Source organism: Terrabacter aerolatus (assembly GCF_007991735.1).
Taxonomy (GTDB): Bacteria; Actinomycetota; Actinomycetes; order Actinomycetales; family Dermatophilaceae; genus Terrabacter; species Terrabacter aerolatus.
The window spans coordinates 38,952-53,954 of record NZ_BJYX01000002.1; the positions used below are offsets into that span (position 1 = coordinate 38,952).

Annotated in this window: 12 protein-coding genes and 1 tRNA gene; 11 read left to right on the forward strand and 2 right to left on the reverse strand. The window is 72.4% G+C overall.

Annotation, left to right across the window (positions count from 1 at the left end):
- Positions 1-26: 26 nt before the first annotated feature.
- Positions 27-644 (reverse strand): ASCH domain-containing protein, encoded by a 618-nt coding sequence (locus TAE01_RS02535; RefSeq protein WP_147063110.1) that lies wholly within the window; start codon positions 642-644, stop codon positions 27-29.
- 4 nt (positions 645-648) lie between these two features.
- Positions 649-1,506: a class I SAM-dependent methyltransferase gene (locus tag TAE01_RS02540; protein ID WP_222594044.1), complete on the reverse strand. Its 858-nt coding sequence runs from the start codon at positions 1,504-1,506 to the stop codon at positions 649-651.
- A gap of 108 nt (positions 1,507-1,614) precedes the next feature.
- Here TAE01_RS02540 and TAE01_RS02545 point away from each other — a divergent pair.
- From TAE01_RS02545 to TAE01_RS02595, 11 genes are all read left to right on the forward strand, one after another.
- Positions 1,615-1,686 (forward strand) — tRNA-Arg (locus TAE01_RS02545).
- 137 nt (positions 1,687-1,823) lie between these two features.
- Positions 1,824-2,618, forward strand: a complete 795-nt coding sequence (locus TAE01_RS02550) for a DALR anticodon-binding domain-containing protein (protein WP_147063112.1) — start codon at positions 1,824-1,826, stop codon at positions 2,616-2,618.
- 2 nt (positions 2,619-2,620) lie between these two features.
- A complete protein-coding gene (lysA, locus tag TAE01_RS02555; RefSeq protein ID WP_147063114.1) occupies positions 2,621-4,039 on the forward strand; it encodes a diaminopimelate decarboxylase in 1,419 nt (472 codons plus the stop codon).
- An 84-nt stretch (positions 4,040-4,123) separates the two neighbouring features.
- The gene (locus TAE01_RS02560) at positions 4,124-5,440 is read left to right on the forward strand and encodes a homoserine dehydrogenase (RefSeq protein ID WP_147063116.1); all 1,317 of its coding nucleotides are present in this window, start codon (positions 4,124-4,126) and stop codon (positions 5,438-5,440) included.
- Positions 5,440-6,534: a threonine synthase gene (gene thrC, locus TAE01_RS02565; protein WP_147063117.1), complete on the forward strand. Its 1,095-nt coding sequence runs from the start codon at positions 5,440-5,442 to the stop codon at positions 6,532-6,534. The genes TAE01_RS02560 and thrC overlap by 1 nt, the downstream gene beginning before the upstream one ends.
- Before the next feature lie 4 nt (positions 6,535-6,538).
- Complete coding sequence (locus TAE01_RS02570; protein ID WP_147063119.1) at positions 6,539-7,516, forward strand: homoserine kinase; 978 nt, start codon at positions 6,539-6,541, stop codon at positions 7,514-7,516.
- Positions 7,517-7,786: 270 nt separating this feature from the next.
- Positions 7,787-9,880, forward strand: a complete 2,094-nt coding sequence (gene rho, locus TAE01_RS02575; protein WP_222594051.1) for a transcription termination factor Rho — start codon at positions 7,787-7,789, stop codon at positions 9,878-9,880.
- Between the two features lie 120 nt (positions 9,881-10,000).
- On the forward strand, positions 10,001-10,402 hold the full coding sequence (locus tag TAE01_RS02580; RefSeq protein WP_147063123.1) for a response regulator transcription factor: 402 nt from the start codon (positions 10,001-10,003) through the stop codon (positions 10,400-10,402).
- Positions 10,403-10,415: 13 nt separating this feature from the next.
- Positions 10,416-11,474 carry a HEAT repeat domain-containing protein gene (locus TAE01_RS02585; protein ID WP_147063125.1) on the forward strand — a complete coding sequence of 353 codons (1,059 nt, stop codon included), beginning with the start codon at positions 10,416-10,418 and terminating at the stop codon, positions 11,472-11,474.
- On the forward strand, positions 11,471-12,919 hold the full coding sequence (locus tag TAE01_RS02590; protein WP_147063127.1) for a glycosyltransferase family 2 protein: 1,449 nt from the start codon (positions 11,471-11,473) through the stop codon (positions 12,917-12,919). Before TAE01_RS02585 ends, TAE01_RS02590 begins: the two co-directional genes overlap by 4 nt.
- A complete protein-coding gene (locus TAE01_RS02595) occupies positions 12,916-15,003 on the forward strand; it encodes a sensor histidine kinase (RefSeq protein ID WP_147063129.1) in 2,088 nt (695 codons plus the stop codon). The genes TAE01_RS02590 and TAE01_RS02595 overlap by 4 nt, the downstream gene beginning before the upstream one ends.

The following is a 15,003-nucleotide window of genomic DNA, read 5'->3' on the forward strand; positions in this document are numbered from 1 at the left end:
TCGCGCGATGGAGCAGCACGTCGCGCTCAGCCGGGCTGTCGCCCCAGCCACTCGAGGTATGCCGTCCCGCGCGGTGAGAGCTCGTAGCCCACGTCGTGGCTGATCGTCAGCCCGAGGGCCTTGAGCTTGCGGATGTCGACCTTCATCGGGAGCAGCTCCACGCCGCGCAGGGCAGCCAGCTCCTTGCTGACCACCTGAGGGTTGTCCCGGATCCACTCGAGGATCTCGCGCGTCCACGGGCCGGTCGGTCGCGCATCGAGCTGCTCGAGCCGGGTGGCGATACCGGCGAGGGTCTCGTCGTCGGGAAGGCTCTCGCGCAGGGCGATCCGCGGGTCCTCACCGGCCCAGCTGAGGGTGATCCGGTAGACCGTGTCGCCGCCCCGTCCGCCGCGCGGGGACGGTCTGCGCACCGTCGGCGCGAGGAACCGCTGGAGGGTGGCGAGGTCCTTGAGGCCGGCCCGGCGCGCGTCGCGCTCCGTGAGCTTCTCGGGGTCCCGGACCCGGCTGACGCGGTCGAAGCGGACGAGGCCGGCGGAGGTCAGCTGGAGACCGCCGACCTTGACGCGTGGGGCGTCCCACCGGCGGAAGGCCTGCGTGACGGTGCCGGCGCGGATGGCCTCGGCGACGGGCTTGGAGATGAGCACGACCTCATCGTGGCACGGGCCGGCTGTCCGGCGGCTGGGGGCGCACGGCCGTCACACAGGCCATCGGAACCGTGAGCTCGAGCGCCCCCTGCTCGTCTGCGAGCGCGTCGAGACGGTCCGCGACGCGCTCGAGGACGCGGTCGGCGTCGTCCGCGGGGACGACGGAGCGCCAGCCCGGGACGAAGGCGAGCCTGACGAACCAGTGGGCGAGCAGCGCACGCCCGTCGGCGAAACGCATCCGGAAGGTGTCGGTGGCGACGTCGACGACCTCCAGGCCGGCATCGGTCAACCGGGCGGTGACCGAGCCGACCGTCGCCCGGTGCTGCTCCTGCGCCTCCAGTGCGGGGAGGTGCCGGGCCTGACCGAGCTCGGTCAGGGCGAGGCGGTAGGCGGCATACACCTGTCCCATGTGGCCGACGAGGTTCGTCGTCGTCACGAGACGCCCACCGGGGCGCAGGACGCGGGCGCACTCCCGCAGCACGGCGGCCGGGTCCTCGAGGTTGTTGACGCCGAGGTTGGAGACGACGAGGTCGACCGACGCGTCCGGCATCGGCAGGTGCTCCGCGGAGCCGACGACCAGCTCGACGTTGGGCAGGCCCAGGTGGGCCACCTTGTCGGCCAGGCGGTCCATCGCCGCCGCCCACGGGTCGACGGCCGTCACCCGCGACTCGGGCCCACAGCGCTGTGCGAGCTCGACGGTGAGGAACCCCGTGCCGGCGCCGACGTCGACGACCCTCTGCCCGCGCCGCAGCGGCACCCGGTCGAGCAGCATGAGCCCGAACGGCGCCGACCAGAGCGGGAGCTCGTCGTAGTGGGCCGCCACTGCCGGTGCGGACCAGTCGATGTCCTCGGGGGTCGTCACCTCGCCATCGTGGCAGCCGTCGGCCGTCCGCCTCCACGGCCCGGGGGGTGCATTCCGCGTCGAGCGCCGTCTGCTGCTAATCTCACCGGGCGCACGAAAGTGCGTGCCGCCCCCGTAGCTCAGGGGATAGAGCACCGCCCTCCGGAGGCGGGAGCGCAGGTTCGAATCCTGCCGGGGGCACGCACACGAACGAGGCCCTGAGAACGCGCGACGCGCCCTCTCAGGGCCTCGTGTCGTCCGCGCCCCACGTCGGGAGCCGCGACGCCGCCGGACCTCTCGTCCAGCCTGTCGGCCGGCCCCTCGTAGACTCGGGCCCCATGACGCCGGAGCAGCTGCGCGCCCTCCTGCAGGAGGTTGCCGCCCTGGCGGCCCGCACCGGCGAGCTGCCCGACGAGGCCGAGGCCGGTCCGCCCGCGGGGCCGGTCTTCCGTCCCGCCGACCGTCGCGCGGCCGGGGTCGTCGCCGACTGGGTGACACCCGTCGCCCAGCGCTGGGCGCCCCGGCTCGACCTGGATCCTCGCGACCTCGCTCGCGTGCTCGCCAGGGGACTGACGCTCCAGAAGCCCGTCGCCGCGGTCGAGGTCGCGCCGAGCGGGCTCATCGCCCTCACGCTGGAGGACTCGGTCCGGTCCGCCATCGTCACCCGGGTCCTCGAGGAGCAGGACCGCTACGCCCTGGACGAGGGTGGTCCCCGACGCGAGATCGTCGAGACTCCCGGCAGCCGCGGCCCCGACGACCCCCTGCGTCCCGCCCAGATCGCCCACGCGCGCCTGTGCCGGATCATCCGCAACGCCGAGGTGGCCGGCGTCGAACGACGCACATCGGCCCGTCTCGGTGAGCTGACCCACGTCGCCGAGCGACACCTGCTCGTGGCCCTGGCGGACCTGCCCGAGCGACTCGAGAGGCACGCCGGCGACGAGACCCAGCAACGTCGCGCCGTCACCGACCTGGCCGCGTCGGCCGACGCCTGGGACCATCCGGTCAGACCCCTCGTCGTGGGCAGCCCCCCCGAGCCCGTCCACGTCGCCCGGCTGCTCCTCGCCGACGCCGCCCGGGTCGTCTTGCGCAATGGACTCGCGCGCCTGGGCGCGGCGGCCCCGGAGAGGATGTAGGCATGCGCGCACACGAAGCAGGAGCGCTGCACGCGGAGGGCTACCGGGGCCCCGCGTGGCTCCAGACACCCGTCGACGTCAACGCCCTCGTCCCGACCCTCTGGGCGACGTCCGTTGGTCGGGGGAGCGACGGCGTGCTCACGGTCGGTGGGGTGAGCGTGACCGAGCTGGCCCGCGAGTTCGGCACCCCGGCATACGTCATCGACGAGGACGACTTCCGTTCGCGCGCAAGGGATTTCAAGAACACGTATGCCGAGGTCTTCGACGACCTGTCGGGTGGCGCCGACGTCTTCTACGCCGGCAAGGCGTTCCTCTGCACCGAGGTCGCGCGCTGGGTCCACGACGAAGGGCTCCACCTCGACGTGTGCACCGGTGGTGAGCTGGCGGTGGCGAGGCGCGCGGGTGTCCCGGGTGACCGGATCGGGCTGCACGGCAACAACAAGAGCGTCGCCGAGATCCGCGACGCCCTCGAGTACGGCGTGAGCCGCATCGTCGTCGACTCCCTCGACGAGATCGAGCGCGTGGCCGGCGTCGCCACCGACCTGGGCGTGGTCGCTCCCGTCCTCATCCGCGTCACGGTCGGCGTCGAGGCCCACACCCACGAGTTCATCGCCACCGCGCACGAGGACCAGAAGTTCGGCCTGTCCCTGGCTGGAGGCCACGCGTTCGAGGCGGCCCGGCGCATCCTCGACAAGCCCGAGTCACTGCGCCTGCTCGGCCTCCACAGCCACATCGGCTCCCAGATCTTCGACACGGCCGGCTTCGAGGTGTCGGCCCGGCGCATCGTCGGCCTGCACACGAAGATCGCCCGTGAGCTCGGCGTCGAGCTGCCCGAGCTCGACCTCGGCGGCGGGTTCGGCATCGCCTACACGACCGAGCACGACCCGCTCCCGCCGAAGAACCTCGCCGCGGGCATGGCCGAGATCATCGGCCGCGAGTGCCGAGCCGAGCAGGTGGCCGTGCCCCGGATCTCCGTCGAGCCCGGCCGAGCCATCGCCGGCCCGAGCACCTTCACCCTCTACGAGGTCGGCACCGTCAAGCCCGTCGACCTCGACGGCGGGGCCCGGAGGGTCTACGTCTCGGTCGACGGCGGCATGAGCGACAACGTCCGCACCGCCCTCTACGACGCCGACTACTCGTGCACGGTGGCCAACCGGGCCTCGGAGGCCGCTCCCGTGCTGGCCCGCGTCGTCGGCCGCCACTGCGAGAGCGGCGACATCGTCGTCAAGGACGAGTTCCTCCCCGGCGACGTCGGGGCCGGCGACCTCATCGCCGTGCCGGGCACCGGCGCCTACTGTCGGTCCCTGTCGAGCCAGTACAACCACACGCCCCGGCCGCCGGTCGTCGCCGTCCGCGACGGCGTGGCCCGTGTGATCGTCCGCCGCGAGACCATCGACGACCTGCTCGCCCTCGACGTCTGATGGGCCTGCAGATCCTGCGTCACGGATGTCCGGATCGCGAAACAATGACCGTCCACCACCCGGACAGGCGGCAGGATTGCCGCCGTGGACAGCGCCGTGAGTGACCCCCAGCCGTTGCGCGTCGCCCTGCTCGGGGCGGGTGTCGTCGGCGGAGCCGTGGCGCGCCTGCTCGTCGAGCACGCCGACGACATGGCCGCGCGGGTCGGTGCGCCGCTCCAGATCGTCGGCATCGCGGTCCGTCGCGCCGGGCGCGACCGTGCCGCCCTCGGCGTCGACCCGGCGCTCTTCACGACGGACGCGGACGAGCTCGTCACCCGCGCCGACGTCGTCGTCGAGGTCATCGGCGGCATCGAGCCCGCCCGGTCGCTCATCCTGCGTGCGATGGAGCACGGCGCGTCGGTCGTCACCGCCAACAAGGCGCTGCTCGCCGAGGACGGGCCGACGCTCTACGCAGCCGCGGCCCGGCACGGCGTCGACCTCTACTACGAGGCCGCGGTCGCCGGCGCGATCCCGCTGCTGCGGCCGCTGCGCGAGTCGCTCGCCGGCGACGAGGTGCGCCGCGTGCTCGGCATCGTCAACGGCACCACCAACTACGTCCTCGACAAGATGGACACGACCGGGGCGGGCTTCGACGACGCGGTCGAGCAGGCCCAGGCGCTCGGCTATGCCGAGGCCGACCCGACCGCCGACGTCGAGGGCTTCGACGCCGCCGCCAAGGCGGCCATCCTCGCCTCGCTCGCCTTCCACACCCGGGTCTCGGGCACCGACGTCTACCGCGAGGGCATCACCGAGGTGTCGGCGGCCGACGTCGCGGCGGCACGGGAGATGGACTCCATCGTCAAGCTCCTCGCGATCTGTGAGCGCAGCGACAAGGGGGTCAGCGTCCGCGTGCACCCGGCGATGATCCCGCGGTCGCACCCGCTGGCCGGGGTCCGCGAGGCCTTCAACGCGGTCTTCGTCGAGGCCGACGCCGCCGGGGAGCTGATGTTCTACGGCAAGGGGGCCGGTGGCGACCCCACGGCCTCCGCGGTCCTCGGCGACCTCGTCGCCGTGGCCCGTCACCGCGTGGGCGGAGGCCTCGGCCCGGGGGAGTCCACCTACGCCGACCTGCCCGTGCTGACCATGGGCGACGCCCAGACGAGGTACCACATCAGCCTCGACGTCGAGGACCGCTCGGGCGTCCTGGCGCAGGTCGCCGCGGCGTTCGCCGACCACGACGTGTCGATCGAGACGGTGCGCCAGCAGCTCGTCCCCGCCGGCGACGGCCGGGCCGCCCGGGCCAACCTCATCATCGTCACGCACTCCGCGAGCGATGCGGCCCTGTCCTCCACGGTCGAGCGCCTGCGCACGCTCGACGTCGTCCGTGGCGTCAACTCCGTCATGCGCGTGGAAGGTTCGTGATGGCCCACCAGTGGCGCGGAGTCATCCGCGAGTACGCCGACCGCCTCCCCATGCTCGAGGGGGCGCCCGTCGTGACCCTGCACGAGGGTGGCACGCCCCTGATCCACGCCGAGAAGCTCTCCGCCCTCGTCGGCGCCGAGGTGCACCTCAAGTACGAAGGGCTCAACCCCACGGGCTCGTTCAAGGACCGCGGCATGACGACCGCGATGAGCGTCGCGGCGCGCAAGGGCGCCAAGGCCGTCATCTGCGCGAGCACGGGCAACACGAGCGCGTCGGCGGCGGCCTACGCCACCAAGGCCGGCATGGCGTGCGGTGTCCTCGTGCCCGACGGAAAGATCGCCATGAGCAAGCTGAGCCAGGCCATCGCCCACGGCGCCACGCTGCTGCAGGTCGACGGCAACTTCGACGACTGCCTCACCCTCGCGCGCAAGCTCGCCGAGGCCTATCCCGTCGAGCTCGTCAACTCGGTCAACCCGGCCCGCATCGAGGGGCAGAAGACCGCGAGCTTCGAGGTCGTCGACGCTCTCGGCGACGCCCCCGACATCCACTGCCTGCCGGTCGGCAACGCCGGCAACATCACCGCCTACTGGCGCGGATACCGCGAGTACTCCGCCGACCCGTCCGTCAGCGACCAGCCCGGACCGGCCACGCACCTGCCGCAGATGTGGGGCTTCCAGGCGGCCGGCGCCGCGCCGATCGTCCTCGGCCACCCCGTGGACCACCCCGAGACCATCGCCACCGCCATCCGCATCGGCAACCCGGCGTCGTGGGAGCAGGCCGTCGCCGCCCGCGACGAGTCCGGCGGCCGCATCGACGCGGTCACCGACGACCAGATCCTCGAGGCGCACCGCTTCCTGTCGGCGCAGGAGGGGGTCTTCGTCGAGCCCGGTTCGGCCGCGTCCGTCGCCGGCCTGCTGGCCAGCCACGCGGCGGGCCTCGTTCCCTCCGGGGCGCGCATCGTGTGCACCGTCACCGGCCACGGACTCAAGGACCCGCAGTGGGCGCTGCGCACGGCTGACGGGGGAGAGGTCGTGCCGACCCGCGTCTCGGTTGACGCCTTCTCGGCGGCCCAGGCGCTCGGTCTCGAGGGTTGACCGCGTGAACCGGGTGCCTGCGGGCCGGTCCGTCCACGTGCGCGTGCCCGCGAGCAGCGCCAACCTCGGCCCGGGCTTCGACTCGATCGGCCTGGCGCTCGGGCTGTGGGACGACTACGTCGTCACGACCTCCGACACCCCGGGCCTCGTCATCGAGGTCACGGGGGAGGGGGCCGGTGAGGTCCCGACCGACGAGCGTCACCTCGTCCACGCGACGCTGGAGCACACCTGGGGCGTGCTCGGCGTCGAGCCGCCGACCGGCCTGCGTCTCGAGGCCGTCAACGGTGTCCCGCACAGTCGTGGCCTCGGCTCGTCCGCCACTGCCATCGTCGCGGGCGTCGTTGCGGCACAGGCACTCTCGTGTGATGTGCTCCAGGGCGCGTATGCCGGTTGGCCCGCTCCCGGTGACGTCGTGCCGGTCGACCTCGGGCTGGCGACACATCTGGCGAGCCTGCTCGAGGGGCATCCGGACAACGCCTCGGCGAGCGTGCTGGGAGGCCTCACCGTCAGCTGGATGCCCGACGGCACCGGGCTCGACGAGGGCGAGCGCACCGTGACCGCGCGCCTCGACCTGCACCCCGACGTCGAGGTGGTCGTCTTCGTCCCCGAGACCCAGCTCGCGACGCGCACGGCCCGTGCCGTGCTGCCGGCCACCGTGCCGCTGGCCTCGGCCGCGGCGGGCGCCGGGCGGGCGGCACTGCTCGTCCATGCCCTCACGGCCGACCCCGCGCACCTGCACGCCGCGACCCGCGACTGGCTGCACCAGGAGGCGCGCCGGCCCTCGTATCCCGACACCATGGAGCTCGTCGACCTGCTGCGCTCGCAGGGCCGGGCGGCCGTCGTCTCGGGAGCCGGTCCGAGCGTGCTCGTGCTGACGACGCGGGACGCCGCCGACGACGTCCGGGCGGGCCACCTGGCCTCGCGCTGGGAGCGCCTCGTGCCGACGGTCCCGACGCATGGTGCGACGGTGCGGGCTCGCTGACCTTCGAAGGCGCGCCCGTCTTCGCCCGACCGGAGGTGGCCGGGTGGTATCCTGACCTCGCACCACAATCCGCGACATCGCAGGCGGTGCACCACCCCCACACTGAGGCGAACTCCTGTGCCTCTGGGCGCGTTCTGCGCTGACGTGGATCTCAGACGGCCAGCTCTCCTGGCCCAAGTCCGGCCCGCTGGAATGTCCCGGGTCGCCAACGAGGGGGAAGGATCCTTCGTGTCAGAAACAACCACTCGTCCGCTGTCCGGCCTGTCGGCCATGAAGCTGGACGAGCTCAAGGGCGTCGCGTCGTCGATGGGCATCACCGGCACGGCGAAGATGCGCAAGAGCGACCTCGTCGAGGCGATCAAGGCCCGCCAGTCCGGTGGTTCGTCCGCGCCGGCCGCGAGCGCTGCATCCGCCACGACCGCCCCGGCAGCGACCGCGGCGTCGACCGCTTCTGGAGAGGCCGCTCCCGCCCAGGCCGCTCCGGCCCGCGCATCGCGTCGGGTCAGCCGCCCGGCGGGCTCCGCCGCCACCCCGGAGACCACCACCGAGGCCACCAGCGAGGCCACCACCGAGGCACCTGCCGCCGCACCGACAACGGGAGCCGGCCCGGAGCGCAACGACGCCCCGACCGCCGAGCGTGCCCCGCGGTCCGAGCGGGGCTCCCGGGGTTCGCGCGAGGCGCGAGCCGCCCGGGACGAGGACCAGGAGAACGCCACCGGCCAGCGTGCCGAGGGCCGCGAACCGTCGGCTCCCGAGGGCGAGGACCGGGCCGGGCGCCAGCGCGATCGGGCTCAGCAGGGTGGCCGTCAGGACGAGCGGCAGCAGGGTGGCCGTCAGGACGAGCGCCACCAGGGTGGGCGTCAGGACGAGCGCCAGCCGGGCAGCCGGGCTCAGCAGGGTGAGCGCCAGGGCGACCGCGACCAGCACTCCGACCGGCAGCAGGGCAACCGGAACGACCGTCAGCAGGCGCGCCAGCAGGACCGTCAGAACGAGCGCCAGAACGACCGTCAGAACGAGCGTCAGAACGACCGTCAGCAGCAGGGCGAGGCGAACGACCAGAACCGCGGCCAGCAGCCGGGCTACGACGACGACGGTGGCAGCCGCCGCAGCCGCAACCGCCAGCGCAGCCGGGACCGCAAGCGTGGCCGCGGCCGCGAGGGTGGCCAGGACTGGAACGACCAGGACCTCCAGGTCGGTGACGACGACGTGCTCGTGCCCGTCGGCGGCATCCTCGACGTGCTCGACAACTACGCCTTCGTCCGCACGTCCGGCTACCTCGCCGGCCCGAACGACGTCTACGTGCCGCTCGGCATCGTCAAGACGAACGGCCTGCGCAAGGGTGACGCCGTCACCGGCGCGGTCAAGGCGCTGCGGGACGGCGAGCAGCCCTCGGGCAACGTCGGCCGCCAGAAGTTCAACGCGCTCGTGCGCCTCGACACGGTCAACGGGCAGACGCCCGAGGAGGCCGCGAAGCGTGTCGAGTTCGGCAAGCTCACCCCGCTCTACCCGCAGCAGCGGCTGCGGCTCGAGACCGAGCCGAACGTGCTCACGACGCGCATCATCGACCTCGTCGCCCCGATCGGCAAGGGCCAGCGCGGCCTCATCGTCGCCCCGGCCAAGGCCGGCAAGACGATGATCATGCAGACCCTCGCCAACGCCATCACGACGAACAACCCCGAGTGCCACCTCATGGTCGTCCTCGTCGACGAGCGTCCCGAGGAGGTCACCGACATGCAGCGGGCCGTCAAGGGCGAGGTCATCTCCTCGACCTTCGACCGGCCGGCCGAGGACCACACGACCGTCGCCGAGCTCGCCATCGAGCGCGCCAAGCGACTCGTCGAGCTCGGTCACGACGTCGTCGTGCTCCTCGACTCGATCACCAAGCTGGGTCGCGCCTACAACCTCGCCGCGCCGGCGAGCGGGCGCATCCTCTCCGGCGGTGTCGACTCGGCCGCGCTCTACCCGCCGAAGAAGTTCTTCGGCGCCGCGCGCAACATCGAGAACGGCGGCTCGCTGACGATCCTCGCGACGGCCCTCGTCGAGACCGGCTCGAAGATGGACGAGGTGATCTTCGAGGAGTTCAAGGGCACCGGCAACATGGAGCTGCGCCTGAGCCGGGACCTCGCCAACCGCCGGATCTTCCCGGCGGTCGACATCAACAGCTCGGGCACGCGGCGCGAGGAGATCCTCCTCGCGAGCGAGGAGCTGAAGATCATGTGGAAGCTGCGCCGGGTGCTCGGGGGTCTCGACGCCCAGCAGGCCATCGAGCTGCTCATCGACCGGCTCAAGAAGACCCGGACGAACTACGAGTTCCTCACCCAGGTGCAGGCGACGAGCGGTTCCAGGCTCGGCGACGAGTCCTGACGGACCACAGCGGGAGGGGACGGCGCCAGGTGGCGCCGTCCCCTTTCGGCGTTTCACGCGGCATTGGTGTGAAATGTCCATAAAATGGGGCTCATCACCCGTTCCTCATCATGGAGTGCCATGTCTGCGCCTGCCGGCGAACCCGATGCCAGCCCCGTCCGCGTCCTCGTGGCCGATGACGACGCCGACATCCGCGACCTCGTCGAGTTCAAGCTGACCCAGGCTGGGTATGCCGTCGAGGCCGTCCCGGACGGCATCAGCGCGTGGGAGGCCTTCGAGGCCAACCCTCCCCAGCTGGCCGTCCTCGACGTGATGATGCCCGGCCTGTCGGGGATCGACGTCCTGCGCAAGATCCGTGAGAGCGAGTTCCCCTCCGTGCCGGTGCTGCTGCTCAGCGCCAAGTCGCGCGACTCCGACGTCGACACCGGCTTCGCGGTGGGCGCGGACGACTACGTCATCAAGCCGTTCAGCCCGCGGGAGCTGCTCCACCGCGTCAACGGCATGCTCGCCAGGGCCCGATGAGCGCCAGGGTCTCGTGATCATCGGAGCGGCGCTGCTCGTCGGCGCCACGGTGGTCATCCTCGGCGCGTGCGTCCTGCTCGTCATCCTGGTCGTCGCCGTCCGGGCCAGGCGCCACAGCCGCAACCAGCGCGACGAGATGCTGATGTCCCCGCTGCGCTCCGCGCTCATCACGGTGGCGTCGGGTGAGGACGACGACGGGGCGGCCGCCGAGCAGCTGACCTGGGCCACGGGCGTCTCCCGCGTCGTCCTCGACCGCAACATCGTCGAGATGCTCGGCAAGATCCGGGGCGTCCCCGCCGACCAGCTCGTCCACGTCCTCGAGGTCCACGGGGCGGTCGACGCCGCGGTCGAGGACCTGACGAGCCGGTCCTCGGTGCGACGGGCGCGGGCTGCCCAGCTCCTCGGCCTCGCCCGGGCCAAGGACACCGTCCCGCTCCTCGTCACCGCTCTGGGGGACGAGTCCGTGGAGGTCCGCAACAGCGCCGCCTACGCCCTCGGGCTCATCGGCGACCCCGCCGCAGCAGGTCCCGTCCTGGCCGCGATCGGCGCGCCCGAGCGTGGCCTGCCCGCCGCCACCGCGGCCGAGGCCCTGCAGTCGATGGGCGTGGGCATCTCCGAGGTGCTGCGCGACGGCATGGCCGACGACAACGCGCGCACCCGCATGGTCGCCGCCCACCTCAGCGCCGAGCGCAGCTTCACGTTGGGGCTGCCCCAGCTGCGTCGTCTGCTGAGCGACGACCCGGACCTCACCGTGCGGGAGACGAGCGCGACCGCCATCGGGCGGCTCGGACGGGGAGAGGACGCCGACACCCTCGTGCGCCACACCGCCGACACCGAGCCGCTGTCGCTGCGCCGGGCCTGCGTCGTCGCGCTGGGCGAGCTCGGTGACACGCGAGCGGTGCCGGCGCTGGCCGAGATCCTCGACGACTCCGACCCCCGTCTGGCAGAGCTGGCCGCGACCGCCCTGCTCTCCATGGGCGCCGAGGGCAGTGCCGCCCTCGCCGGGCACGAGGACGATCCCGCCGTCCGCACCGCGCGGCTGCTCGTGAGCCTCCAGAGGGCGTCTGCATGAGCTGGGACGGCGTCACGGAGGGACTGCGGTCCCTCGTCGTGTGGAGCATGGACGTCACCGCCGTGCCAGTCATCATCTACTTCCTCCTCATCAACACCTCCCTCCTGCTCCTCATCGCGCTGGCCTACCTCGAGTTCCGGGCGCAGCAGCGTCGGCGCGCGACGGCGGTGTCCTGGCAGGGCGCTGGCCTTGCCCCGGGGGTGTCACTGCTCGTCCCGGCCTACAACGAGGAGGCCGGGATCGTCATGGCGGTCAAGTCCTTCCTCACGCTGCGCTACCCGCGGCACGAGGTCGTCGTCGTCGACGACGGCAGCAGTGACGAGACCTTCGCGCGCCTCGAGGCCGCCTTCGACCTGGTCCAGGTGCCGCGCGAGCTGCCGCACGAGATCCCGATCCGGGCCAAGGTCCTCGGCATCTGGGTGCCGCGCGACGGCCGCACCCGCCTCGTCGTGGTCCGCAAGGAGAACTCTGGCAAGACCGAGGCGCTCAACGTCGGGGTCAACGCGGCGAACGAGCCGCTCGTGGCCATGCTCGACGGTGATTCCATCCTCGAGCCCGACGGCCTGCTGCACGTGACGCGCCCCTTCGCCGACGACCCGACGCGCATGGTGGCGACGGGCGGGGCCATCCGCCCCGTCAACGGCAGCCGGGTCGTCTCGGGCCGTATCGTGCGGGTCGAGATGCCGCAGACGTGGATGCCGCGCATCCAGCTCGTCGAGTACCTCCGCGCCTTCCTCCTCGGCCGCACCGGCTGGTCGCGTCTGGGTGGTCTCATCCTCATCAGCGGCGCCTTCGGGCTCTTCCGACGCGACGTTGTCGTCGAGGTGGGTGGGCTCGAGCCCAACAGCATCGGCGAGGACTTCGAGCTCGTCATGCGCATCCACAAGAAGCTGCTCGACGAGGGGCGCGACTACCGCATCGAGTTCGTCCCGGAGCCCGTCTCGTGGACCGAGGTCCCGATCACCGCCAAGGTCCTGCGCAACCAGCGCCGTCGTTGGCACCGCGGCCTGTGGGAGACCCTGTGGGCCTACCGCTCCATGCTCTTCCGCCCGAAGTACGGCCGCATCGGCTCGCTCGCCCTGCCCTACTACTGGCTCTTCGAGCTCATCGCCCCGCTGCTAGAGCTCTTCGGCATCCTCATCGTGCCGCTCGCGCTGCTCCTCGGCGTCGTCAACGTGCCCTTCGCGATCCTCTTCCTCGTCCTGGCCTACGGGTATGCCGTGCTCGTGACGCTGTCCGCGATGGTCGTCGACGAGTGGGCCTTCCACAAGCACGACCGGTGGCGTGCCATCTGGCAGACCATCGCCGCCTCCGTCCTCGAGAACATCGGCTACCGCCAGGCCACCGTGTGGTGGCGCCTCGAGGGGTGGTGGTCCAGCCTGCGCGGGAAGAAGCACGTCTGGGGTGTCATGACCCGCACGGGCTTCGACGAGGAGCAGGCGTGAGCGGCGGCCTCCCCGTGGTCTCGAGGCGTTCGGTGGGCAGTCAGATCCGCCTGCTCATCACCATCCTCGTCATCCTCGTGCCCGTCGGGGCGATCGTCTCCGTGGCCACGATCCACTCGCAGGGGGCGGCGGTTCGCGCCCTGACGCTCGCGCTCGGCCCGGCACGCGAGTTCAACAGCAGCGTGCTGCTCGACATGACCCGGGCCGAGGGGGCGTGGCGGCAGCTGGCCTCCGGTGTCCCTTCCGCGCTCGACCCGCTCAGCCTCCAGCCGACCGTCGACACCGAGCTCGAGCGGGTCAGCGCGGCGACGACGAGCGAGGAGCTCTCGGCCGCTGATCGGGCGCGCTACGCGGTGCTCGTGGCCCAGGAGCGCTCAGCCGTGGACGCCTGGTTCGAGGCCGCCCGCACCTCGCTCCAGGGGCTGGCTCCGGGCGCCTCGGCGACCGCGCCCGCCCGCGCCCGCGCAGTCGCGGCCTACGCCGCCTTCCGTTCGGCCAACGACGCCCTGGGGTCGAGCATCCAGACCCAGCGCGACGCCGCCAGGGTCGACTCGCGCGAGGCCACGGCCGTCACGTCCGGCGTCATCATCGTCGTCGCGGCCCTGGTGCTGCTCGTGCTCGTCGCCGCGGGTTTCGGCATGGACCGGGCCGTCGGTCGCCCGCTCGCCCGGTTGCGCGAGGTCGTGCGCCGGCAGGCGGAGGAGGACGTCATCGCGATGGCCAACCAGGAGGAGGGGGCCCTCGAGGTCCGCATGCTGGCGCGCGACTTCAACGACCTCACGCGCGCGAACGCGCGGCTCGTCGACCAGCAGGCCGCCGTCCTCGAGATGCAGGAGCTCGTGCTCGACGTCGGGCGCACCGTCCGCTCGGCCGTCGACGTCCACGAGGCCCTCCAGCGGGTCGCGACCAAGCTCGGCGCAGGTCTCGGTGCCGACCGGGTGCTGCTCTACACCCTCGCGGACGACGGCCAGACCATCGAGGACCGCCTCCAGTGGCACACCGACGACCTGCCCGACCTGCCGCCGCTTCCGAGGTCGCTGGCGCAGCAGGTCGGTGCCGTCAACGACGAGCTGCGCCGCGACGTCGGCTTCTTCGACCTCGGTGACCTGCTCGCCCACCGGGCCTACGACGACGAGCGAGCCCGGGCCTTCCACCGGGCCACCGGCGCACGGTCGCTGCTCATGCTGCCGGTCGGCACCGGTGGCCGGGGCCTGGGCATCCTGTCGGTGATGATGGTCAGCGCCCCGCGGCGCTGGCACCGCCACGAGATCCAGGCCGCCCAGCAGTGCTCCGCCATGGCGGCCCAGTCCATCGTCGCGCTGCGGCTGGCCCAGATGCAGGACGAGCAGGTCCGGCGTCTGACCGAGCTCGACCGCCAGAAGACCGACTTCATGGCGACGGTGAGCCACGAGCTGCGCACGCCGCTCACCTCCATCAGCGGCTACCTCGAGCTGCTCGTCGACGGGGACTTCGGCGACGTCAGCGACGGGCAGCACGTGGCCCTCGACATCATCGGCCGCAACGCCACCCGCCTGCGCGGGCTCATCGAGGACCTCCTCGTGCTCAACAAGATCGAGATCAGCGGTCTGCAGTCGGTCTCCGAGGACGTGGCCGTGCGTGACCTCCTGCGCACCGTCACCGAGACGATGGAGCCGGTCGCCGCCACCGGCGGGGTCGAGCTCGTCTGCACCGACGTCCCCGACGACCTCCTCGTCAGGGTCGACCGCGGCCAGGTGGAGCGGGCCCTGATCAACCTCGGGTCCAACGCCGTGAAGTTCACGCCGGCCGGCGGTCAGGTCCTGCTGTCGGCCGAGCGGTCGGGAGGGTCGACGATCATCTCGGTGCACGACACGGGGATCGGCATCCCGGCTGCCGACCTCGCGCGGTTGTCGGAGCGGTTCTTCCGCGCCGGCAACGCGACCGCCGCGGCGATCCCCGGCACGGGACTGGGCCTCGCCATCGTGCGCGCCATCGTCGAGGGCCACGGCGGCGAGCTCGTCATCGCCTCGGTCGAGGGGGAGGGCACGACCATGCAGGTGGTGCTCCCCGTCGCCCAGCCGGCGGCGGTCGCCGCGCGCCGCTGA